This window comes from Myxococcus virescens, from assembly GCF_900101905.1.
GTDB lineage: Bacteria > Myxococcota > Myxococcia > Myxococcales > Myxococcaceae > Myxococcus > Myxococcus virescens.
Window position 1 is genome coordinate 340,946 of record NZ_FNAJ01000007.1, and the last position, 25,079, is coordinate 366,024.

Here is a 25,079-nt window from a genome sequence, read left to right on the forward strand (position 1 = left end):
TACCAGCAGGCCCCTCTCGGGCGCCGGGTCCACCCCGAACTCAAGGGGAGGAGCGCCTGCCCCACCCACTCAGCCAGAGGGTCTCACGCGCCCGCGTGGCTCCGACGAACAGCAGGTTCCTCTCACGGGCTTCGTGCTCCTCGACCGCGAGTTCATCGTCCAGGAGCTCCGGCCTCACCGGCATGGGGAAGCGCTCGTCGCCGAGACCACAGAGCAGAACGTGGTGGAACTCAAGGCCCTTGGCTCGGTGCAAGGTACACACCCGGATACCCGGTCCCTCATCGAGCTCGGATTTTTCGTGCACCACAACCACGGAGAGCCCCGCGTCCTTGAGCTTCGTCTCATACTGGCGGGCAAGCTCCCGTGTCCGGACCAGGAGACCGATCGACTCCGCCGGAGCGTCCTTCAAGAGCGTGCGCAGGTGCTGCACCACAGCCTGTAGCTCTGAGGATGGGTCCGCGAACCAGGCCTCCTTCGGCTCCGGTCCTGAGAGCACCGAGCTGTAGCCCTTCAGGCTCTCCTCGCCACCATCCAGATCGTCCCGCCGCTCGTCTCCAAAGAGCCGCACCGCATAGCCGCGGATCTCGTGCGTGGTGCGGTAGTTGATCTTCAGCGTCCTTCCTCGCCCGCGTATATCAATGCCGGCCGAGGACAGGCGTACCGGTGGCGCATAAAGCCGCTGGTGTGCATCTCCTACCAGGAAGAGATCATTGGGACCCGAGGGCGCCAAGGCCCGCAGGAGCTTGAGCTCCTCCAGTCCGAGATCCTGGGTCTCATCCACCACAACCGCTTGGTACGGAAAGGCGCATTCCTCCACGAGCCGCTTCCTGGCCAGCCGGACGACATCCACGAACTCGTGGAGCTGCCTCGATTGGAGCGCTTCACGGTAGCTGGAGAAAACGGACCATAGGAACTGGCGATCCTCCTTCTTGAGCGGTGTGCCTCCGCGGCCGCGACGGCTAGCTCGGAGATACGCCGCCTCACTCTGGATGTCCTGTGCCTGGACGACCTGCTCCCACTCCTGCAGGATGAAGGCCAGGGTGAAGCGCGACAGCCCCGTGACACCTGTGGCCTCCGCCCATGCTTCTCGCACCTGCTCGTCCTGGGCGATCTGCAGCTTCACGCCCCGCTCGCGCAGCCAGCCGGCGGCCCAGGCGTGTAGGTGCGTCACCTCGATGCGCGGCGGATCGTTGCCGTTGCACAGCTTGCGGAGGTTGCGCCGGAGATCGCGGGCCAGGTTCTGCGAGAAGGAGGTGAAGAGGATGCGGTGATGCGGCTCCGTCCACACCTGCTCCGCCAGGTATCTGGCCCGGTGCAGCGCCACCACCGTCTTTCCCGTGCCTGGACCTCCCAGCACCCGCACGGGCCCGTTGAAGGAGTGGGACACGAGCTTGCGCTGGTCGGGATGGAGGAAGACGCGCCAGGCCTCGACATCCCTGGACAGGAGCTCCTCGAGAGCCACTGCGGAGCGGACCTGGACGAACCGCCTCTGGGTGCTCGGCTCTTCCAGCGCAGCCCCGAGATCCTCGACGTCAACCTTGCGCGCTGGCCTCCCCACTGAGTACTGGACGTCCTCGAATGAGTCACCATGAAGCAGCCAGGTCAGCGCCTCGGCGGCTTCCTCGGGCAGGTGCGGCGCGAGCTTCCTCAATGAGGACTCGTCACGAACCCTCCGCACCGAGGGCAGCAGTACCTCCGGAATCCCCAAGGCCACGAGCTGGTCGTCCTTCAGCGTGTCGAAGGCACCCGGCTCCCGCCCCACGGGGAGCTGCTCGACCGCTGCTGCCGCGGCCACCACATCCACTACCTGCAGCGAGCCCACCACGGGGTGCACATCGAAGACCTTGTTGCGCGCCCAGCGCATGGCCTCGTCGTGGTGGTCCACATACACCAGCATGAAGCGGTTTCCGGCATCCGGGGCAATGATGATGGCCCGGTAGTCATCACCGACTCGCGCGGTTCGCGCCCTCTTGTCCTTGAAGTCGCGGATAGGCTCCAGGTGACGGGCCGCCGAGCGCGAGTCCTGCTCGAAGTTCTCTATCAGCTCGTAGACCTTGCGCTGCACTTTGTGCGGCAGCCTGGGCAGCTGCAGGAACAGCTCCTTGCTGACCACCAGTTCCACGGACGGCATCACCGAGACTCCTTGAGGAAATCAATCAACGACTGCACATCCAGCGCGGCGTCAGCGACCCACAGCTTCCAGCCGTGCGCCTGCGCATCCTGAACATCAAATTCGGGCGCCAGGGCTTCGAGCAGCAGGGCAGCTCTTCGCTCTGGCCACGAGAGCTCCGCTTGCCCCCACGCTCCGCGGGTGGAGCCTGGCCGGGCGAGTTCAGACAGGAGCTCGGGGAGCGGCACCACCGCGCGCGCCAGTGCCAGGGCGATTTCCGAAATCGAGGGATCCACCTCCGCCACCCAGCTTGGTGCCTCCTGGGCCGCCACACGGGGGCGCACGGTGCCATCCACCGCGCGCTCCAGCGAGCGAGACGTCTGGGCTTCTCCCTCCGGAAGGACCTGCATCCAGTTGAACAGGGCCCAGAAGAGCCGCCACCCGTCGCGGAAATCCTCCCGCGTCAGCGCCTCCTCATGGTCCAGCAGATGGAGCACCCACCGAACGAGCACGCCCGGGTTCCTCGACAGCTCCGCGCTCGCACGAGGCAGGTCCACGCACACCGACAGGCGGACCGGCCCCGCCTGATGTTCGCCGTACCCCCACCGGCCCTGGGCCGGAGCCGCACGTGCCTCCAACCCGCGCGCTTCGAGGTCCGCCCGGTAACTCTCCCACCCCCCCTCCGCGAGGGTGCTCCGCGTGGAGAGCAGCGCTGCCGACAGGCCGGCCGCGAGTTTCGTCCAGGCCGCTTCGGGCAACTCGGTGATGAGGTCCAGAAGGAGGAGCACCGGGTTGCGGCGTGGGGCCTCCCGCTCGGCGCCCCCGAGGAACGGAAGCTTCGAGAAGAGGCTCGCCGCCTGCTCGGTGAGCAGCTCGGGGCCGGCGAGGCGGGCCAGCTCTGGGCCGTCCACGTCCGCCCAGGTGGTGCTCCAGACTCGATACCTCCCACTTCGCACGAGGGCCGCCCGCTTGGCCACGTCCTCGTGGATGATGGAGTCGCCGCCATCGAGCCGGGCATGGAAGCGGTAGCCGTCACAGAAGACGGCGACCGGCAGCCGTGTGGAGGCGGCTCCGTCGGGCTCGGACACGGCCTCGAACACGAAGTCAGGCCTGGAAGCAATCTCCACGCCTTGCTCGCGTCCCAGGGGAACCTGGCGGACAACCTGGACGACCTGCCTGCATCGCTCCAGGCGCCAAGCATCGAGTCCGCGGACCGCGACCCGCTGTGCGGTGAACCCCCGGGAGCGGGCATCCTGGAGCGCCGCGCTCAGGAACATCTCCTCCAACTCGCTGTCCGCCACCGGCTCCACCGAGATGTCCGAGAGGGAGGCCACCTCCCGCAGGTCCGGCTCTGGTTGCAGCAGGAAGGCAATGAGCTCGAGGGCCGCCCGCTTGGATAGCCCCTCCAGTTGGCGACCTTCTGCTCCGGAGAACAAGCACCGGTGGCACCCATCTCCCGGGGGCTCGCCCACCTTCGCATTGCCACGGCTGCAAGGACACGCCCGCATTCGGCGGCGTGCCAGCTCGAAGAGCTCCAGGAAGCGGGTGGGGTGCTCGGCGAACTCCTTCAGGTACCCGGTCCCACCCTCGACGTTGTCGTAGAGCACGAGGAATCGTCGGCGCGCACCGGTGGAAGTCGGCTCGGAGGCCTCATCCACCTGGAGGTGAACGGGCGCTCCGCCAAACTTCTCTCTCAGCCCCAGGCGCAGGCACGCCTTCAGGTGCCGCATCCGGCTCTCGACGTCAAAGGTGACCACCGGAAGCAGCACGCGTATGGCTTCGCTGTGCATCTCCCGGTAGAGGAACACGTCGCGCCACCGCTCCCCACCCGTCTTGGAGCGACAACGGAAGAGGTGCCGGGGCGGGTGGTTCGCGTGCTGGCGGTCGCGGACGATGCCGCAGTCGTCGCAGACCGAGAAGCCGGGGGCGGGCAGCGCGTCTCCTTGCAGCTCCAGGTCCGGACCTCGCTCCCGCTCCAGCCCCAGGTTCAACTCCCGCAGGCGGACCGACGCCAACCATTCGAATCCGAACACCCGCTCCGAGTCCGCCCATGCGCGGTGGGGCCTGGCCGGGTCGAGCTCGAACAACGCCAGGACGCGGTAGCGCTCCTGAGCGCGCTCGTCCGTGTCGTCCAGGGGGATGCTCGAGTGGTGGGGCTGGCGCGCGGCCACCTCTTGCAGGCGAAGCACCTCCCGCACCTGGCCCTGCTGCCCGAAACCCTCGGCACCACATACCTCACAGCTCCGGGGGGCGTCATTGGCCGTCCACAGAGCCGTGTGTGCACAGTCTGTGCAGAACGCCCACCGCTCGATGCGCGAGTGGTCGCGCGTCCCTGCGCGGACCTGGTCCACCACCAGCTTGCGGCCCCTGGCGTAGAATGAGTTGAAGGGCGCGAGTTCCCGGAGGGCTCTCGCAGCAGGACGCTCCAGAGCATCCGCAATTCGGCGGGTCCCCTCCGCGCCGGGGACGCCGGTGATGACGTAACTCAGCGTCACGCCGGGCTCCGCCAGCGCGTAGTTGGGCAGGAACCCGTTGGCGACCAGATAGTCGAGGCCCCACTGGTTGTTGATTCCGCGCAGCCGCTCCTCCACCACGCGCAGGTCCGTCTCCAGCTCCTGCCGCTCCTGCTCCTGACCCTCCCGCGTCAGGTTCGGGTCCGGCCGCTCGAGCAGCGCCCGCTGGCGCTCCTTGAGGCGCAGGCGCAGGCGCTGGAGCTCCTCGATGCTCTCGCGCGTCTGGCGCAGTCGGCTGCCCAGCCGCTCGCCCAGCTCACCTGCCGCCAATTGGAGCCGGGCGCGGTTGGGCTCGGAGAGCGCATCACCGAACATCCCCTGGAACTGGCCGAGCAGTTCCGTGCGCCGCGCACCCACCCACTCCAGGAAGCCCCGTGGAAAGCGGCCGGCCACTTCCGCCGAGAGCATGGCCGCGACGTTGCGCGGGATGACGGCGCGGGGCTCGCCACGGGCCCACTGGTCTAGGCAGAAGGCATTGAACTGCCGGATGAGCATCTCCGGCGCGTCCAGGAAGGTGCCCGGCGCGGTCACCGCTCCGGCAATCATGTCCGGAGGGTGGAGGAAGAAGTACAGGTCGTGAGACTGCGCGCGCGCGAGCGTCAGCAGGAGCGCGTTGCCCGTGTCCCGGCCCGCGCGCCCGGCGCGCTGGACGAAGTTGGCCACGGTGGGCGGGACGCTCGCCAGCAGGGTGCCGGACAGGTCGCCCACGTTGATGCCCATCTCCAGCGTGGGGGTGGCGGAGAGCAGGTTGGGCGCGTCGGCGGGCTTGCCCTCCTTGAAGCCCGTCTCCACTGCCTCACGCTCGGTGCGGGACAGCAGGCCCGTGTGCTCCTGGGCGAACACCCGTTGGATGTCCGAGGAGGCGTAGACGGCGCGGTAGTAGCGCTGCTCGGGGCGGGTGTCCTCCTGGTAGCGGCCGATACAGCGGTAGCCCAGGCACCGGCCCCCTTCGAGCACGCGGGCCTCGGCCGAATCCAGGGTGAGCGGATGCCCGCAGACGCCGCAGCGGAGCATGCGCACGTCCCGGGTGACTCGGAGGGCGGTGAGCGGGATTCCCAGGCAGTCGCCCCGGTCACGTCCGTAATCTCGGAGGAGGTTCTCCGCGACCAGCCGATCCTGGACGAGCCCGAAGAAGCCCTTGAGCAGGTCCAGGTCCTCCGCTAGGCGATCGTGCGAGAGCGCGTCGTCGAGCGGATGCGGCCCGTCGACCAGGGCACGCAAGGCGAAGTCGTACGCCCAGGTCCGGTGGGGCTCGGGGGGGGCCCACAAATCCAGCGTGCGCTTCTTTTTGTTGCGCGAGAGGAACCGTAGCGGGCGCTCGGAAAGTGGCAGGGGCGGGAGGGCGGGGTTACGGTCGCGCCTCAGCAGGAAGTCATTGGCCCCGTCTCTCAGGAAGGCGTCGAAGACGGGGTGGTGCACGCCGCCGCGGGAGGCTACCCGGTGCTGCAGTGACAACAGCAGCCGCCGGAGCGCGAGCCCCGGGTCGTCACAGTGGCTGAACAGGCCGGGAAGCTCATTGGGTAGCAGGTGGGCGAGGTGCCCGGCGGCCCGCTCCAGCGCATCCGGGTCCACACTGAGCGCCGCACTGCCCACTTTGTAGAGGCTGCGGCCGACGCGGGCGTTGTACCCAAACTCCAGCACTGCCTCGATGGAGACGCGCTCCTGCAACGCCTGCTCCAGCGGCCGTTGGCGCTGCGACGTGGGGCGGTCCAGGAAGGAGCGGTAGGCCGGCTCGTCGCGCCGCTCGGGCGCGAAGAGGGTTGCAGTGGCCTTCGTGACGCCGAGTCGCTCGTCGAGGCTCGCCACGGTGAGCGGTCCCACTTGGGCCAGGGGCACGTGGCCTTGCTCAGGCAGGGCTTGGAGGAACGCCGCGCGAAGGGAGAAGCGATAGGTCCGGCCGGTGAAGAAGCCTGCCTGGTGCGAGGCGTCCTGCACGGAGTCCGTGAAGGCCAGGAGCTTCTTGTCCGCTGTGAGCCGTGAGGAGAAGAACTGGGCCACACTGACCGAGTTCAACGTGGAGCCCTGGGCACCCACCATGATGAGCGCCTGGTCCGTGTCACAAGCCGGGCAGCGCTTGGAGTCGCGGCCCGTCGAGGTGACGTGGTGGTGCAGGTGCACCTTGAAGCCCCCCTGCGCTGGCGCATCCTCCAGTCGGCGCAGCTCCAGGGTGGAGCTGTTGAGCCACTGGGGCGGATCGTCGGACTCCAGCGACTCGTCGCCCAGAGCCACGTAGCGCAGCCACTCCGAGCGCTCGAAGTAGGCGCGGAAGATCTCCTTGGGGTTGCGCGACAGGTGGCGGTCGCCCTGGTGCTGGACGCTCACCCACCCGGCGTGCCCGCACTCCCGGCAGTAGTAGGTGGGCAGGGCCACTACGCCCTCCGGCAGGCGCTCCTCGGGCCAGCAGAAGGCCACCTCCCCGGCGTGGACCCGGCGCAGCAGGCGCCGCAGCTCGCGCAGCCACAGGTGCACCTGGACGGTGAGCAACGGCAGCTCGTACTTCCCCTCCTTGCGGCGTGCCCAGGAGATGACGCCGACGAAGCTGTCCAGCGCCGCCAGCCGCACCTCGGGGGGGAGGGCCTCGAATTCGGGGTCCCCCTGAGCGAGCCGCTCACACAGCTCCGCTTCGGTGCGCACGCCGCGCTGGCCCTGCCGGACGAGCGGCGGTAGCAGCGGGTGGCCCCGAAGGTATTCGGCGGCGGCGAAACGGTCCTGCGCCCCCTCGGGTCCCAGCCAGTGCCCGGCCTGGCGCTGACAGTAGGCGTCCAGTGACTCGTCGCTCCGGGGCTCCAGCAGGGAGCGCTCACGGGGGTAGGGGGGCGGTTCGAAGTCCACGGAGGTGCGGAGGTACGCGTTCAGGCCCTCCCGCTCCTCCTTGATGATGGCATCCCTGGGGAACGGCGTGCCGAAGACCTGGCCCGCGAACGAGAGGAGCTTCTCATCTGCCTCCGAGGCGTCGTCCCCGGAGACCACCGTGGCCGAGGTCCCTACGCAGGTGAGCCCGGGGGCCTGGGGGGCGATGCCGAGCCGGGCACGCAGCCGGCGGATGAGGCAGGAAACGTCGCTGCCCTGGGCGCCGTCGTAGGTGTGGAGCTCGTCCAGCACGAGGTAGCGGAGCGTGCGGGGCCCATTGTCCTTCCAGAGGACGCTGTCCTCCGGCCGGAGCAGCAGGAAGTCCAGCATCCGGTAGTTGGTGAGGAGGATGTCCGGAGGCTGGGCCCGGATGGCCTGCCGGTCCGTGAGCAGCATCGACTCGACGAGGGACTGCTCGTCCTTGCCGGGGACCTCACAGGCCTCCTGGCTGCCACCGATGTAGAGGCCCACCCGCACCTTGCCCCGCACCCGGTTGTCCTTGGCGAGGATGGAGGCGATGCGCCGCGCCTGGTCGGTGGCCAGCGCGTTCATCGGGTACAGCACGATGGCCTTGATGCCCGGCTGACCCTGGTGGCGGACGCAGTGGTCCAGCAGCGGGTAGAGGAAGCACTCCGTCTTGCCCGAGCCGGTGCCCGTGGTAACCAGGGTGTGCAGCGGCTCGTGGCCCTCGCGCGAGGCCAGCCGCTCGAAGGAGCGGAGCTGGTGAACGAAGGGGACGAAGGGCGGCGCGACGTCCAGGGGTACGGTGTGGCTCGCCGGGGCCTTCTTGTAGGGCAGGCGAACGGAGAGGTAGGGGCCCTTGAAGAGCCCACGCTCCGGGTCTTGGAGGAAGCGCTCGAGGCCCTCCCGCAGCTCGCCGCGGGTGAAGGCGAAGGTCGTCTGGAGGTAGTCGACCACCGAGCGGCGGACCTGCCCCGCCACCTGCGAGGGCAGCATCAGGCCACCTCCGAGGCCGCCTGGGCGTGGTGGCGGCGCTGGAACTCCGCGTAGGCTTGCCGCATGTCCGCCTCGCGGTCACAGCCGTCGAACGGGAGGACGTAAGTGATGGAAGGGTCGTCCGGGGCAGTGACGGTGCCCTCCGTTATCCCTTGCTTCGCGACGAACCTCAGCGCCGCCGAAGAGACTAGACGGCCCGTGCGGTCGTAGCGGTTATCGCGCTCATAACCGTACAGCACGGGAAACTGAACACGATAAACAAGGCATAGGTCATCTGCGCTTAGTCCAGCCATGAGAGCTACAAGTGCGTCAATCTCAACCAGTGCTTGTCTACGTTCAAAGTCGGTCCTCAATGCGCTCGGCCGCTCCCACGTATTTGACAGAAATGACCAATCAGAGAGCCTTGCGTCAGCACGAGTAAAGCCGTCGCGCTTCATCTCTGGCGTCCACGCTGCTTCCCACAGGCTTGCATAATGCGAAGTGAGGCAGTTTAGCCGCAATGTGCGGATTGCCAGCGCGGCATTCAGGTTTGCTAAGGAAACGAATGGCATTCTTGCCATCCCATCCCCTCGTATGTTCGCAGCGCCAGTGCTTCTAACCAAGTAGTCAAGCAGGAGGGACGAGCAGATTGCGGAGAATCGCACCAGATCATCGGTTCTGGTGAATGCAAAGGATACGCATCCGTCGATGTGGCCAGTCCCAGGTGGGATGATTGCTCCAATGACCGTCCGTTCTCCGGCCATGGCAAGCATTTTTCTTTGTACATGCCTGTAGAAGTCCGTAACTGGGCGGTCCTTGAATGTCGGTGTGCGCGCCCGATACTCCTTGGGACTGCACCCAGGAGAATAATTGGTTCGTGGTAGGTAGTCGTCAGGAATGCGGGTGAGGTCGATCTGTGTGTAGTCTTTGTTCGAACGACATCGAGGATTGGGTGTTTTGTTGAATGGGCGAGCCACATAAAAATGTGGTCCCGAAAGGATCCATTCTTCTGGCGCACTGCAGTCGTGCTCTCTGGCGCTGATCGTGCCGTCCTTCTGCTGGTTGGTCTCATTCCACATCATTGTCGCAAACCAGCAATCATCAAGGTCGGCGAGTTTAGGCGCAGCCGCAAATTGCCTAAGCACCTGCAGCATCTCGATGCTATGTACTATTGGAAGACGGGCCTCTCGGGACGGTGTGCCGGGTTCGTCATAGAGTTTTGCGAAGAGCTCCAGCGTCTGTTCATCCACCGCAATCACTCGATGTCGATGGCCGCGAATCTCCCAGGCGTCGCTTTCGTTCTTGATTCCAGGAACTGGCCCCGCGCCCAAGTGCATCAAAGAGTCATCGATGGTTCGAGGATGGAACAGGTTTCCGATGCTCTTGAACTGGGGCTTTTCATGAATTTGGAACCACACCGTCAGGCAGTAGGGGCGGTTGTTATCAACGTCTGGGAAGAGCAGAAGAGCATTCCGGAAAAATGCAACCAGTCTCAATCTTCGGTAGCTCTCGGCGCGCAGCGCCCCTCCTTTTGGATCGTCGAACAGAGAGGGTTGGTGAATGAGACCCAACACGGCTCCTGCACTGCTCAGCCGCCATCCCAGACAAATGAAATTCTTATACAGATTGACCGAGCCGCTTCCTAGCAGCGGATAGGCCTGCTTTGCGCTGAGTAAGGATTGCAGACTTGATGTCGCAGTCAGTTCGCCTAGGTAATCGCTCTTCCGTTGAGCGCTATTCAGCAGTGCCTTGCGCATTCCCTCCAAGTCCGACGCGCTGTGCTCTCGAACACCCAGTGTGGCATCAAACTCGGAGAGGATGCCTGCCTCCTTCCACTCCAACTTGACCCACGGGGGATTACCTAGGAGCAGATCGAATCCGCCTCGGTCGGCGAACACCTCCGCGAAGGCCAGCTCCCAGTGGAAAAAGCCGCCGCCCACTTCGGCAAGCCAGGGATGCGCCTGCTTGAGCGCCGCTACATTCACCGCGCCCTCGGGCACGAGTAGTGCTTCAAGTGCGGAGAGCCACTCATCACGCTCTGGAATTAGGTACACCTTGTCCAGCGGCCAGCTCCACAGTGCACACCAAGCGTCCATGGCGAGCTGGAGCCGCCGTCCCGGTGTCCCTGGTTGGCCTAGGTCTTCGGCAACAATGCGCTCTCGCTCCTCCGCAGGGAGATGCTGTGTCGCTGTCTCGACAGGTTGGCCCCACACGAGAACTGTCTGTGCGGTTCGGGCCAGTGCTCGACGCCGGTCCTCCACGTGCCGCATCCACAGTCGGTCCGCCGCCGCACTGAGCGCATGCAGACGCTGGACCTCCTCTTCCTTCCACGCGGCGGAGATGAAGCGCTTGCGCCACTCCTTGAGGAGCTTCACCTCCTCCTGGGCGAGCGACTTCGCGACCTTGTCGTCCGCGACCGCGCCCATTCCCTCATCTGGAAGGAGGAAGTGGAGGATGCCGTCCTCTGGGAGCGGCTGACTCAGCGGCACGGTCTCCGGCACGAGCACGAGGAAGTTGGGCGCCGTCTTCGTGTTCTTCCGGAGTACGTCCCTGGCCCGGAACACCTGCCGGCGGCAGCCCACTAGCGAGTTGCCCACGCCCAGGCGCAGGTCGAACCACGGCACCGGAATCCCGGGCCCCAGGATGTTGAGCCACAGTGAGACCTTGGCGAGGTCCACCGCTACGGGGTTCAGGTCGACGCCGTAGGCATTGTGCGTGGCCAGCCAGGCCTTCACCCGCTGACGCTCCTGCGCGTACTCGGCCTGGGGGATGCGCCTTCCCAGCTCGGCCTGCTTCCGCTCCAGGTACGCGCTCGCCAGCTGGTTGATGCCCTCGTTGAGGAAGGCCCCGCTGCCCATGGCGGGCTCGCACAGAGTGAGGCGGAGAATCTCGTCCGCGCTTTTGCCCGTGAGCAGCTCCTGGAGCGCGTACTTCACCACGCAACGGGTCAGCACCTCCGGCGTGTAGTACGAGGCGGAGCGCTCCCGGTCCCGCCCCGCGAGCCGGTAAACGAAGGAGCCCTTCTTGTAGACCTTGCGCTGCGTGCGGCGCTCGGGTTCCAGCGGGTCCGGCACCTGGACGAACTCCTCTTCCTTGAAGCGCTCGACTTCCGAGGCCCGGGCGAAGAAGACCTGCTCCAGCGCGTCCCCGTCGTCGCTCGTGCCCTCCTTCTTGAGCTCGTAGAGGTCCTCGCGGGCGAAGAAGCCGGTGTAGCTGAGCAGCCCTTCGTAGACGGCGCCGAGCTGGTTGATGCCCAGCCGTGCATACGAGATGCGGCCGCGGCCCCGGTTGCGTCCCCGGCCCCAGGCGCCCTGGCGGGAGAGCGAGAGGAGCTGGAGTACCTGCTGCATGACCTCGTTGGGCAGGCGCGCCGAGGACAGCCGGGGGGTATGGCGGGGGTCGAACAGCGCGGAATCCAGCGCGGGCACCTCGAAGGTGAACTTCTGGTTTCGCAGCGCATCGCCTTGAGCGAAGCGCTGGCCGCGGTGGAGCAGGGCGAAGAGCTGCTCGATGCTCTCGTGGATGAAGGTGCCCACTCGCGCCTCAGCGCCGTGCAGCGGCACCAGCTCCAGGTCGCGCAGGTGCTCCAGGCTGTAGCCCAGCCGGTAGCTCTCGCTGTTCATGGGCAGGACGCCCAGCTCCTCGCCGCGCGCCTCCGCGTAGAAGATGAACAGCAGCCGGTAGAGGAAGGTGAGGCACTCGTTGGTGAGCGAGCGGGCGAGCGCGTCGTCGAAGAGGCTGGTGCCGTCGCCCGCGTAGACCTTCTTCTTGGACTCGCGCTGCGACTGGACCCATGCGTTGCCCAGGAGCTCCACGGCCTCGCGCAGGTTGTACTTGAGGTCCTCGGAGACGCCGTACGCGTGGCGGTGGGAGCCCTCGTCCAGCAGGTCGTGCGCGGGTGTACCCTGCTCGGGGGCCACCGCCTCGCGGCACAGCAGCGCCGCGGTCGCCGTGAGCTCCAGCGCGTCGCCGCCGCCCAGCACCGCGTCGAGGTCGAAGAGGAGATAGCGCCCCTGGCCCCACCGGCTGCGCTCGGCCAGGAGCACCTCGCGTCCGGCCAGGGCCAGCACCCAGCGCGGTGGCTCCTCCAGGGTAAAGAGTGTGCTGATGAGCTCCTCCAGGTCGTCCTGGAAGGAGGTCTCCCCCTCAGTGTGGCGCACCGAGGTGGGCGACAGGGGCCGCGCCTCCAGCAGGCCCTGCTCGGGCTCCAGCAGCGAAGCTGCCACGGCCACTACTCGCCGATTGCCATCCGCGGAGAGGTCGAGCAGCACCCGGGCCAGCAGGTCCGGTTCGAGCTCCACGAGGTGCTCTCCGCCGTCCACCGGGTAGCCGAGGACCGTGAGCAGCTCCTGATGGAATGACTGGGTGAGCTTGTCTCGCTCGTCCTTGTCGGCGCGGCGCAGTTGCTCGTACTTCCTGCGCAGCGCCTTGAGCGCCTTCTGCGGTCCTTCCTCGCCGAAGTGCTGCAGGAGCCCCTTGAGGTCCTTCTCCAGAAGCTCGTCCAGGTAGTGCTGGCTGTAGAATTCGCCAACGTTCTTGATGCCACGCGGTGCGAAGGCCATGTCCCGTCTTCCTCAGCGTGCGACCAGTACGGCAATGAGCTTCACGTGGGCCCGGTCATCCGTTGCTAGGGTCTGTTGAATCCACGTGTGCCGTTCCTTCTTGCGTTCCATCACCTGCGCCTCCTCGCGGTCCAGCCGCTCCCGGCGCCGGCGGGCGAGTCCCGAGTCCCCATGGGCGCCCAGCCGCTGGCGCGCCTCCTCGATGGCTTCGAGGCGCGAGGACGCCCACCTGCTGCTTCGCGCCTCGGCCTCGTGCACCTCGTCGCGCATGGCGTTCATGCGTTCGGAGCGCAGGCGGCGCATCTCCGCTTCCGCGGTCTCCCGCCAGAGAGGGCGGGCGGCCTCCAGTGCCGACAGCAACTGCGTGGGCACGCCCGGGTTGGCGACCTTGCCGCGCAGCCCGGCGAGTTCCAGGACCTCGTCCAGGGCGAGAATTTGCGGTACGGCCGGCACCTTCCCCAGCGCCGTGCACAGCCCCAGCCAGCGCGTCAGGGCGGGCTGCGCGCGCCGGTTGGTTAGCGTGCCTTCCACGAGCGCCACCGCATCCACCCCGAGCCGCTCCCGGATGGAGGGAATGACGAGGAGGGGGGCCTCCAACCGGCCGAAGGAGAGGGAGACCCGGTCCGCGGCCCACTCCACCGCTGGATGTTGGCTCCACAGGTATTGCAGCTCCGGCCAGCTCCCCTGGCGGTCCCGGCTTTCGTCGATGGCGCGCTCGACGGTCCTGGGATCGGCGGACAGATGCAGCTTGCCCTCGCGCGGACGGGCCCCCGAGGGCATCGAGTCGAAGCGGCGCTGGAGGTCCTCGGGAGCGCGGAATGTGACCTCGTCGCGCTGCGGGTGCCAGGTGAGCTGGAGCTTGTGGCCCGAGGCGGTCAGCTCGGGCTCCAAGTGCTCCAGCGCTTCGCGGAAGAAGGCTGCATCGCTGGGGTAGAGCGAGGGCGGCGTGGCGGTGCGCTGGGGCGTGGAGGGGGGCTCGGTGCTGTGCGCGAGCAGGTCAAGAAGCCAGTTCTCGGAGAGCGCATCCTCGGCCTCTGCGCCCGCGCGCTCGGACTGGAGCGCTCGCACTTCCTCGTCCAGGCCCTTGCCGGAGGAGATGGTGCTCGCCACGAAGTCAGCCTCGCGTTCCGCGTCGAAGAGACCGAGCAGCGCGCCTTCATCGCCCAGGTTGCCGCGCGCTTCCTGCTCCTTGTCCAGGAGCTTCTGCACGACCTGGAGGTCCGCCTTTACCTGTGGGGCCTGGGAGCGAGTGAGCAGGAATCGGATGCGGGGCGTTTCCGTCTGGCCATAGCGGTCGATGCGGCCATTGCGCTGCTCAAGCCGGATGAGGGACCAGGGCACGTCGAAGTGTATGAGCCGGGAGCAGAAGTGGTGCAGGTTGATGCCCTCGGAGGCCATGTCCGAGGCGAGCAGCACCCGGACCTTGCCGTCCTTCGAGCCGAAGGACTCGAGGATGGCGCGGATGTCCGTGTCCTTCTCGGCGCCGGTGAGCACCGCAAGCGTCCCGTCTCCCGGTGCGCCTGGGTTGCTCTGAACGCCCAGCCGCTGGGAGAGGACCGTCTCCAGCAGCCCCAACGTGGCCAGACGCTCCGAGAAGATGACGAGCCGCGGGTCGCCGGGTTTCCCCCGGATTCCCAGGGCAGGGAGGGTGTGCTCCAGGAAGAGCCGCAGCTTGGAGAAGCCTGGGAGCTCGATGCGGGAGGCCAGTGCGTGCAACCGGTCCAGGGTGTCGAGATCCTTCCTCCAGTCCGAGGCGAGTTCAGGCTTCGAGTCGATTCGCTCACGCAGGCTCTTCTGCCGCTGCTCCACGGTCTCCAGGAAGGCGACCGGCGAGGAGAGGAACGCCTTGAGGAGCGTGGTGCGGAAGAGCACGTCGCGCGCGCCGCCCTTCTTGCTCAGGCGGATGTGGCGATCCAGGGTGTGGAAGCGAGCCTCCTGGAGGGCGGCGAAGACGGCCTCCTCCTCGGGCGAGGCGTCCGCCCAGGAAAGCTGGGTGTCACGCTGCTTGAAGGCGCTCTGGGCCTGCTGCTCCACGTCCTTGCGGAAGCGGCGCACATACAGCCCGCGGATGTCCTCCGGGCCGTACTTGCTGGGATTGGCCACCGCGGTGGGCTCCAGCATGTTCATCAGGGTAGCGAAGCTCTCCGGCCTTCCGTTGTGGGGCGTGGCCGACGTGAGGATGAGCGCCTCGGTATGCGAGGCGAGCAGCTCGGCGACCCGGTTCCTGCCGGTGCCCTGATTGATGGCGTTGTGGCACTCGTCCACCACCACGGCGTCCCACTGGCAGCCTTCCAGCCAGTGGCGGTACTCGCGCTCGTTCTTGAGGGTGTCGATGCTGATGATGGCGCGGCGGTAGTGATGGAAGGGATTCTTTCCCGCGGGGATGCGCTGGCGAATCCGCTCCAGCCCCTCGCTGTCCAGGCGCATGAGGGGGATGGAGAAGCGGGTCCACAGTTCCTTCTGGAACTGGGCCAGCACGCTCTTCATGGCCACGACAAGGATGCGCTCGCCCCGACCGCGGGCGATGAGCTCGGAGAGCAGGATGCCAGCCTCGAGCGTCTTGCCCAGACCCACCGCGTCCGCGATGAGGATGCGAGGGCGAAGCGAAGAGAGCGCCCGGGAGGCCGGCTCCAGTTGGTAGGGGGAGGGCTGCATCGCTGCCCGGTGCCCGCGCCAGAGGAGCGCGTCCGTGGGCGTCATCTGGCGCAGCAGGCTCTCCAGGTACAGCCGCGAGCGCCGGTAGTGGGGGCTCGGGTCCTGGACCAGCGTGGTGTCCTCCACTCGCACCGGCTGGATGTCACGGTCGAGCTGGGTGAGAAAGATGGCCTCGTGTTGACGGACTAGGTCGGAGACGCCCACGCAGTGGACGGCGAAGTGGCCGTCACCCATGGGTTCGCAGGCCCGTACCCGCCATTCCTCGTCGCGGACGCGGATGCGGGTTCCAGGAGCAAAAGGAGAGGTTTCGCGAAGTGCGCGGGCGGGTCGCATGACTGGAAGAGGGAGGCTCAGGGCTCGAGGTAACGAAGAGCGGACTGTAAGACCTCGGTGTCATCGTCGAAGCCGACGGAAGAGGCTAGGTCGTCCTCGGCGTCGTCCGGGGTGACGAAGTAGAGGATGGCCGCCGCGGCGATGATGCGCCGTTGCGGAGGCAGGGTCTCCAGGCGCTCCGTGAGTTGCCGGGCGAGTTGCGCCAGGGAGCGCGCCTTCTCAAGGTCGATGAACTCGTTGCTTCGCTGCGCCTCGTCCACGGCCTCCAGATGGGCGGCAATGGCGGAGGCGAGCTCCGCCACGGAGACCTCCATGGCCCGCTTTCCGAAGCGCCGCAAGGCTGTCCGGGCAGGAGGGCGCAGGGTGGCGGCCCAGGTTTCGAGCGCAACTTCCGGGAGCAGCGGGACGTGGCGGCGTGTCACGAGGGACTCCTGGAGACCCGGCGGGTGGGGTCTGCGGCAGGAGAGATTATAATCAAAATCCAACAGTCTCCATGGAAGTCCAGAGCCAGCGACTGCGAGCGTGGGCTGCTTGACGGACCGTCGCGGTAACGTCAGGTGTCCTGACGCCTTCGAGTACTCCGCGAACCATTTGATGAATGCCTCCCGCGGCTCAGGGGTGTAGTCCGACCGCTCCCGCTCGATGAGGCAGTCGGGGCCCGCCCAGAACGCCTCGACGATGTCGCGGCCCGCAGGTCCTACCTTGAGGGTGCCGGAGAGGACCAGTTGGTAGGCACGCAGCGACGAGAGGTACGCGCCGAGGCTGCCCAGCTCTGACTGGCGGGAGATGAGCTTGAAGTCGAGCCCGAGGTGCCCGGTCCCCTTACGCCAGCGACGCTTGATCCCGAGCACGCCCCGCATGGCATCCGGGTTCCCCCGGGACAGCTCGCCTTGCCGAAACTCAAGGACGGCAAGTGCCCAGAAGCGCTCCCACCGTTCAAACAGTTTCTCGCGGGTTACGTCATTGGGGGGGAAGGTGGTACTCCGCTCATTAGCTTCAGCGTTAGCCGGTTCCTCACTCGCAGTCTCGGCAGCGATCCGAGCCAGGGATGGTGAGGCTTCCACATCGGCATCTGACGTTTCTCCTCCGGCTATCGGGAGCAACGGTGTCGCGACGCGTGAGGGTGGAGACCGCGTCTGAGAGATGGAAGGGCGGGAAGTCGCCATGCCGGACGGAAAGGCCGTAGGCCACATGGAGGAAGGCGTGGTCTCCGCGAAGCTGGGTTCGTGACGGTACGCCTCCCGATGGCACTTCATAGAGATCCTTGGGAGGGCCAAGCACGGGTGCTTCCTTGGGGGCGGGCCAGTGTTCCACCGGGAATTGTCGGAAGCGCTCCCGCACCGCCCGGACCTTTGAGCCTCCTCCGATTGCGAAGACGCGCAGCTCCCGCCATCGCTCCTGTATCTGCTCTTTTTGATAGGCGTGTCCAAACCCCACTCTCCAGACATCGAACATCTTCTTGACGGCAGGCTCGATGAGTCGCTCGCGGCTGGTATCCAGAAGGGCATCCTCGCGACCCCGCAGTTCTGTCGGGTCCACGACGCGGAGCACGTTTGCGAGACGCGTGCAGACCTCATTCATGCCTGGAGGGCTGCACGCTCCACCGAAGAAGGAGAGCCCTCCTTTGTCGCGGTATTCGCCATCGAGGTGGTCATGTCGTATCCGGAAGTAGCTGGTGTTCACGGTCCAGGCGCCGATATCGACGCAGGAATAGAGCCCTGGGGCGATCGCCGGGGAGCGGAAGGCCCACAGCATGGCGGCGCCTAGCTCCGGGCGGAGCCATTGCTCGTAGTCGGCCGTATCCGTCCTGCTGTCGTGGGGCCGTTCAACGCGGAGCATCTCCTCAGCTTCCTGCTCAGAGCACCCTTGGGGATCAATTCCCCGGCGGACGCCGATGTCGTACGCTGTCCTGGCCATTCGGAGGAAGACGGGAGCGAGCGGGGTTTTCTTCCAGCCCCTCTCAGTCGGAATCCCCAGGGTCACGCCCATGCGTGGGCGTTGACCCGCGCCACGAGCAAGCACGTCGCTCACATCCAGCGCCAACTTCATGATGTGGGCGAGGTACAGCGTGGCCAGGGCTTCGTAGGTCAGACGTATCGCGCCAGGGACACGAGTCCCGAACAGTTGCGGAGTCTCGGCTTTCGCCTTGAGCGAATACTCGGTCGTTCCTCGCCGGCCTACGGCAGCGTCACCGAGGAGCACCAACCCATTGTGCACGGACGCAGCTGAGGGATACCGGCCCCCTTCCTGAGTCCCCGTGGGACGCAGGACGTATGCAGCGGAATTGCTGCCAAGTGAGTAGTCTCGGAGTACAAGCTTCGTGGTGCTCGTGCCCCAGTCCAGGCCGAGATGATAATGCCTCGGAGCTCCCCCTTCGGGTCTACGCTCTGCCATTCATCCCCCCATTTAACGGCTCTACCTTTTCAGCCTTCGCACATGGACGAGTGCAGCTGCAATCTCTCGTGAGGCGGCTTGGAGCTTCGGACTGGTCTTGAACTCCTCCAGCTTGGCCTTCAGCGCCGCCTCGTGCTTGGCGAGTTTCTTCTCCGCCATCTGGATGGCAAAGGGGCGCGCCTTTTTTTGTCGCCGCTCGTTGAGCGCCTTCCGTGCGGCATCCCTGCGGCTCGTGAGTGTCTGCTCCCACGTCGCGCGTAGCCGAATGGTCCGCCGCTCCTCGCTTTCCTGCGTCTCGCGAAGCAGCCGCGCGTAGCGCTGAGAGAAGGCCTGCTGAATGCGATCACAGCACTTCACAAGCTGGTCCGACGTGGTACTTGGGAGCGGGTCGAGATCCTCGCTGCCGGACAGGCAGGACACGAGAAGCGCGTCCGCTTCATCCCCGACGAGCACCTCGCGAGCATCCAGACGACAGGCAACCGCCTCCAGTCTATGTTCTGGGCGGGACGCCTTCAGCTCGATGCCCCAGACACCGAGGACCCATGTCCCTTCCGGCACCTTGTCCGACTCAACGAGGAGCGCGAAGGCGCCAGGGCTTCTGGCCGCGTCCTGCTGGATGCGGTCCACGGCGAACTGGATGAGTGGGTGGCGAGCCTGGATGAACTCACAGCCCGGGTGCTGCATCGCCACGTCCGCGTCGAAGGTTACAGGCAGATGCCCCTGTTGCGCTCTGCCAACTAGGCGCTGTCCGTCGCCTCCATACCGTCGGCTCCAATCCTGGAGTTGCCGTACCGCGGACATGCCCAGGTGGAGCGTCGCGGGCCGGCGGGAGGGGCTCTCGTCAAGACTCACCCCCGAGTACCTCGTCTCCAGAACCTGCATCAGCAGTTCCTTGAGCTCGCCTGACTCAGGGAGTCGCCTGCGCTTGACGAGATGATTGATTTCGTCGAGGAAAGATTGGTCCGCCGCGAGCAATCCATCGACATCGCGTGCGAGAGTGCCGGCTAGTTGTCGCTTCCGCTCGGCGGCTTGCGCCGTATGCTCCATTTGCCGCTCCAGCTGCTCCTCAGTAAGGTCTCCCTTGAGTGCATCCAGCATGAGTCCGCGCACCTCCATGGGGCCGAGGATGTCGTCGATTTCTCCGATGCTCTCGCGGAAGACTCCGATTCGCTCGTAGAGGCGGAACAGGATGCGTTCCTCGACTGTCTCGTCCGAGACGAGATTGATGACGACGATGCGGTTGGCCTTCTGCCCGATGCGGTCGACGCGGCCGATGCGCTGCTCGACTACCATTGGATTCCAGGGCAGGTCGTAGTTCACGACGACCGAGGCCACCTGCAGGTCGATGCCTTCGCCGCCGACTTCTGAAGAGAGAAGGACATCGAGCTCGGATGATTCGAGGAACTGCTCGATGAGCCCCTCTCGCTCTTCGATGGAGATATCCCCATGAATCACGTGCGATGGGATGCCTTCACGGGCGAGCTGCGCTTGGAGGTATGCCAGTGTCCGTTTGAAAAAGGAGAAGACGACAACCTTCCGCCGCGTTCGGCGCTTGCTACGGTCGTCCGCCCACACCTTGCGCAATGCGGAGAGGAAGGCGCTGAACTTGCTGTCCTTTCCAGGCTTGGGGCACCGGGAGAGCACTTCGTGGATGCGTCGGACCATAGCGTCCTGGGTCTCGGCCCGCGTGCCCGTCTCCAGTGGTCCCTCTTCCTCAAGCACCTCGATTTCCAGCTCCTCACGGAGGGTTTCCGGACGGGGAATGAGCCCGCCTTCGGCCAGTCGGCTGCGCAGGTAGTCCACAGCAGCGGGAATGCAGCTCGCTGTGTATCGGAAGGCCATCAATGCCCCCATCGATTGACCCCAATCGGAACCCCAGGGGTCCAGAAGGCGGGTGATTTCACGCACCGCGCTGTAGATGGCTTTTTCATCAGGGGTGAGATGGATGATCGGATTTTGCGGATCGCGGACGGGCCAGTCCTCCATCACCTCCAGCTTGCGTGTCCGACTGATGAGATGCCCCAACAGGCTGAAGTCCCCAACGTCGCGCTGGAGCCGAACCAGTTCGGCACGGTTGCTCGACGAGGCCGTGCGCAGCCGTTCGACGATCCCGGCAAAGTGTCGCTCTCTCGTGAGAGACTCTGTCAGTGGATGATGAGAGAGCGACTGCAACGCGTCCGCAGCGTGTGCCAGTTGTCCAGCGCTGACGAACTGCATGGCTTGGAGGACCGGCCGATTGGCGTCGACCAATGCCTTGAAGTTCCCGAATGTCCCATAGCGCCCGGGTTCAAGCAGGTCGACCAGCGTGTGCAGGTTCTCCTGGCCTGTTTGTACCGGCGTCGCGGAGAGCAGGACGATGGCATCCGCGCACTGGCTCAGCGCCAAGGCGGCCTTGTACTGGAGCGTGTCCCGATTACGAACTCGGTGTGCCTCATCCATAATGAGCAGGTCGATGCCTGGCCGGACTTCAGAAATCTGTTCCACCAGCTTCGCGTCCCGGATTGTTTCGTAGCTGGCGATCCAGTGGAATTCGGGCAGGTCCTTCCCGCGCTCGACCTGGTCGAGCACACGGCGGATTTCGGACGCTCCCACGATGTCGAAGCGCTCCTCGAAGCGCTTTGCCAACTCATCGCGCCACTTGGTACGCAGTCGCGCCGGGACAACAATGAGCACGTTCGCGAGTGGTTGTCGCGCGCGCCACTCGCGGAGGATGTAGCCAGCTTCGATGGTCTTACCGAGGCCGACATCGTCGGCAATCAGCACCCGCTGGTTCGGATTCTCCAAAAACTTCAGGACGGGCTTGAACTGGTAGGGGAAGAAGCGAGCACGAGCCGTTCCGAAGGCGCTGGTGATGGGCGATGGAGGGCTGCGCAGCCGCTCGTAGGTCATCAACGTGCGGAATGCCTGTGATCTGCTGAAGCGCGAGGTCTGCAGGTCCGTCCAGAGGTCCGTGCCCTCGACGTCGAAGGGCTCGAGTTCAATCAGCGAGAGGGTCTGGATCCCATTCCCGAACTTCACCCGGGCCAGTGTTTCCTCCAGTTGCTCGTCGTGACGCAGGTCGAGCACCTTGCCCACCATCTGCGTGTCGCTAACCTTGCGGACAAGCGTTCCGACTTGAATGGATGCCGCAGTCATGGCCCTCCCCCCATTCAACGCTTCTGCCAAGCTCCGAGAGGAGTCTACGCCAGTCGCGCCTTCGGAATGAACGAACCAAGATTCATAGCGACGGAGTCCTCCGACCACGAGGGGCCACTTGGGCCGGACCTACGCAGTGACTCGCTTGCCTCGCTTTCCAGCTCCATCCATTGCTCGCGCCGATAACGGAGCCCGCCTTCAGCCTCATGGACGGTGTCCGGTAGCTGGGGATGCTCCGTCGCGATTTCCACCTTCATTGCCGACTCTGCCGCCCCTTATGGCTCTGAAGGGCCTGGAGAACTTGACGCAGTCGGACGAGGGTTACGGGGCGCCCCTGTGATCCAGCAGAAATCGCTCCAAGGATGCCTCCTTGACCCGAACCGCGTTGGAGATCCGGATGTGGGGCAGTGTGCCCCGTTCGCAGAGCCGGTACCCGGTGGCCCGGCACACCCCCAAGCGCTCCGCGACCTCCCGGACGGTCAGCAGCCGGCCAGAGCCCGAGGCCACCGGCGCCACCGGGGCGGAGCCCAGCAGCAAACTAGCAGCAAAAATCTTGGGGTCCTGGGGTACTGGATGGGGCGGCTGGACACCCCGGGGCGAAGAAAACCGAGTATTTACGATGGGTTGTGAAGGGCTGGTAACCGCTGGACGGCTCCCGGGGTTCCTTGGGGTGCAAGTGGTCGCAGGTTCAAATCCTGTCGCCCCGACCATCGAAGGCCCTGGAGTTCTTGGCGAAAGCTGAGGATTCCAGGGCCTTTGTTTTTTCCGGATTCTGAAGTGGCTCCGCCGGCGACGGAAGCCGCTTGGGTGCGCACTGAAACCCCGTCAGACGGAGGGCTTCTCGGGCGCGGCGGGCTCAACGCGGAGCGCCTCGGCTGCTGGGCTCGACCTGAAGGCGCCTCGGCTAGGGTTCGCCGGCTTTAGCTGCGTTGGGTGCTAGCAGGCGCGCGAGTGCGTCTTGGAGCGCTTGCCTCTTGGGGACCCAGAGGTCGACAGGGATGATTTCAGGGTTCCGTTCATTCGCAACGATGCCGAACAGTTCTCGTGCGGCCTCCTTCAGTCGAGCCCCGTAAGGGGCGTCCATCCAGAAGCCGTTTATGTGTAGCGCACCATCGGAGAACACGCTGATCGGTGAACGCTCGCCCACATGCGCGTACTTGGGGTTGAAGGACCCTCGCAGAGCGCCTGTGCCCCAGCTGAGGGTGCTCGCGCTTTGGGAGACAGCATCGAACAGCGCGCGGACGGCGTTGGACGCGTCGGGCGGTAGCCGCCTTCGTACGTCGTCGAAGAACTCGGCCTCGGTCCACTTTCGTCGTCCGGAGATCTCGCTCTTGAGCTCCCGCGCCTGTGGAGTCGCGTTGAGTACGTGCGGGACGAACGCCTCCATTCCGCCGGGGGTGGCGTATGGACGAATCTCGAGGGCGAGCACCTCTGTGTGAGTCATTTGCTCATTGAGGAAGACCGCCATCTGGTAGAGCTCGTCAGGAATCCGGTCGGCGGCGAATATGAGCCGGACATTTCCGGACCGTAGGTTCGCGTCCGCGCGAGCCCAGAAGTCAGTAGCCGCTTCATTCGAGCCACAGAGCTTCAGAACCGTCTGGTCGAGGGTGTCTGCGTGGGACTCGCGGGCAAGCTGCTCCAAGCGATGGGCTGGCCAGTGTCGCTTCGCATTCGCGGCGTATTCAATGAGTTGCCCCACGACTTCACGGCGGATTCGTGCGTCCGAGCTACGCTTCACTTCAATGAGGGTAGGGACCGCGTCGTGGTCGATGAAGACATGGTCGATGCTCCAGCGATCGCTCTGTCCTAATCCGCCTGGGATTCCTACCTCACGCCCGATGAGTAGCCATCGCCGTGGGTCTTCCGGATCCATCTGGTCACCGCGCAGCAGTTCGGGATGGTCGGCGATGAGATTCTGAAGTTCAGCCTCTGATGCGTACCCGTTCTTGGCATCAAACGGGTTGAGCCCTCCATCCGCACCTTTGACGAAGATGGGGCCAGGATGGGTTGGGTTGGTATCTCCAGGTTGACGGGGCGACATGGCGGGGCGGGTAGCGGGCTTGTTGATTGGCCGTCTTGTGGTTGAGGTGTGTGCTTGTTTATGGCGGCTGTGCTTCGACTTCCCTCAAGTGGTGACACAGCCTGACAAGCCTACTTGGATTCTGGCGCTGTCGTATCGGCGAGAGTCAGAAGCTCGGTCAGCGCGCTTGCGAGTGCATCGACCCTGGGGGCCCGTAGGACGCTGTAGTGATCTCCCTGAATGACGCGCACCACGAGCTGAGCTGCGTGGCGGCTCCATCCACGGTCTTCCGTCTCGGAAGGCTCCAGTTCCGTGTCGCTGCCGCGCATGACGGTGAGAGGTCCTGGGCAGGTATCCAGCGTGTGCTGTTGAAGCGCACGAAGATTGGCGGTGAAGACACGAAGCAACGCGTGGAGCTGGGCCATGCCGGCGTCTGGGATGAAGACACCCGTGTCGCGGCCCTCCTGGAGCACTCGTTCCAGCAGTGCCTTCGCGTCGCTCACGGAACCATCCGAGATCGTCGATGGAGAGATTCCCGCTGTGCGCGCCAGGTCCAGCGCGAACATCGTCGCCGCGGCCAGGTCGTCGTCGGCCGTGACGCCTTGGGCCAGCGAGGTGGAGCTGGGCTCAATCAGGGCAAGGACGTCCACCGTCTCACCACTTTGCTGTAGCAGGCGGGCCATCTCGAAGGCGATGACGGCTCCGAGTGACCATCCTCCCAATCGATACGGTCCCTGGGGTTGCACGGTGCGGATGGCGTCCACGTAGCTGGCCGCCATGGCGTTGATGGACTCGTTCGGCGGTAGCGTTCCCTCCACTCCCTGGGCCTGCAGTCCGTAGAAGGGCTGGTCAGGGCCGAGTCTCCGCGCCAGTTCGGTGTAGCAGAACACCGTGCCGCCCACCGGGTGAACACAGAAGAAGGGCACCCGCGAGCCACTCCGCTGGATGGGAACGAGCGGCGTCCACGGCGCAGGCTCGCGTCGAAGGAAGGCGGCCAGCCCCTCGACAGTGGGTGCCTGGAAGAGCGCTGTGACTGGCAGGGTGCGTCCCGTGCGCGCGCGCAGCATGGACTGGAGCCGTACCGCGAGCAGTGAGTGTCCGCCCAGCTCGAAGAAGTCGCTCTTCGCGCTGATTGGCGAGGCACCGAGCAATTCCTCGAAGAGACGGGCCAGCTCCAGTTCGTACGCGTCGCGTGGCGGGACGTAGGCCTCGTGCTGCGAGGTTGTCTCATCGGGGAGCGGGAGCGCCTTTCGATCCACCTTGCCGCTCGTGTTGAGCGGCAGGAACTCCAGCGTGACGAAAGCCGAGGGCACCATGTGCTCGGGCAGTCGCTCCTTGAGGAACGGGCGGAACGTACCGGAGTCCACGACAGTGGTGGTCTCCGCCTCCGCAACCACGTACGCCACCAAGCGTTGCAGCCCTGGCGTGTCTTCGCGGACCAGGACCACGGTGTCGCGCACGGCGGGGTGTTGGCGCAGCGCGGACTCAATCTCTCCCAGTTCGATGCGGAAGCCGCGCAGCTTCACCTGGAAGTCGATGCGGCCCAGGAACTCGAGTTCGCCCTGGGGCAA

10 protein-coding genes are annotated in these 25,079 nt (G+C 65.7%); all 10 read right to left on the bottom strand.

Annotated features, from left to right (window positions below):
- Positions 1-40 precede the first annotated feature (40 nt).
- Positions 41-2,131 (bottom strand): UvrD-helicase domain-containing protein, encoded by a 2,091-nt coding sequence (locus BLU09_RS22190; RefSeq protein ID WP_090491500.1) that lies wholly within the window; start codon positions 2,129-2,131, stop codon positions 41-43.
- Positions 2,131-8,430, bottom strand: a complete 6,300-nt coding sequence (locus tag BLU09_RS22195; RefSeq protein ID WP_090491501.1) for a DEAD/DEAH box helicase — start codon at positions 8,428-8,430, stop codon at positions 2,131-2,133. The genes BLU09_RS22190 and BLU09_RS22195 overlap by 1 nt, the downstream gene beginning before the upstream one ends.
- Positions 8,430-12,971 carry a hypothetical protein gene (locus tag BLU09_RS22200; RefSeq protein ID WP_090491502.1) on the bottom strand — a complete coding sequence of 1,514 codons (4,542 nt, stop codon included), beginning with the start codon at positions 12,969-12,971 and terminating at the stop codon, positions 8,430-8,432. The genes BLU09_RS22195 and BLU09_RS22200 overlap by 1 nt, the downstream gene beginning before the upstream one ends.
- Before the next feature lie 12 nt (positions 12,972-12,983).
- Positions 12,984-15,860, bottom strand: a complete 2,877-nt coding sequence (locus BLU09_RS22205; RefSeq protein WP_167371128.1) for a DEAD/DEAH box helicase — start codon at positions 15,858-15,860, stop codon at positions 12,984-12,986.
- Positions 15,861-15,976: 116 nt separating this feature from the next.
- A complete protein-coding gene (locus tag BLU09_RS22210; protein WP_143043163.1) occupies positions 15,977-16,810 on the bottom strand; it encodes a hypothetical protein in 834 nt (277 codons plus the stop codon).
- 163 nt (positions 16,811-16,973) lie between these two features.
- On the bottom strand, positions 16,974-18,161 hold the full coding sequence (locus BLU09_RS22215) for a hypothetical protein (protein WP_143043164.1): 1,188 nt from the start codon (positions 18,159-18,161) through the stop codon (positions 16,974-16,976).
- A 213-nt stretch (positions 18,162-18,374) separates the two neighbouring features.
- On the bottom strand, positions 18,375-21,488 hold the full coding sequence (locus tag BLU09_RS22220) for a DEAD/DEAH box helicase (protein ID WP_090491506.1): 3,114 nt from the start codon (positions 21,486-21,488) through the stop codon (positions 18,375-18,377).
- Between the two features lie 321 nt (positions 21,489-21,809).
- Entirely contained in the window at positions 21,810-22,199 is a 390-nt protein-coding gene (locus tag BLU09_RS22225; RefSeq protein WP_090491507.1) for a helix-turn-helix domain-containing protein, read from the bottom strand.
- A 193-nt stretch (positions 22,200-22,392) separates the two neighbouring features.
- Positions 22,393-23,529, bottom strand: coding sequence for a PDDEXK family nuclease (locus tag BLU09_RS38290; RefSeq protein ID WP_143043165.1), 1,137 nt, complete (start codon positions 23,527-23,529; stop codon positions 22,393-22,395).
- Positions 23,530-23,639: 110 nt separating this feature from the next.
- Positions 23,640-25,079, bottom strand: a 1,440-nt coding sequence (locus tag BLU09_RS39465; protein ID WP_244171940.1) for a thioesterase domain-containing protein, incomplete at its 5' end; no start/stop codon positions are given.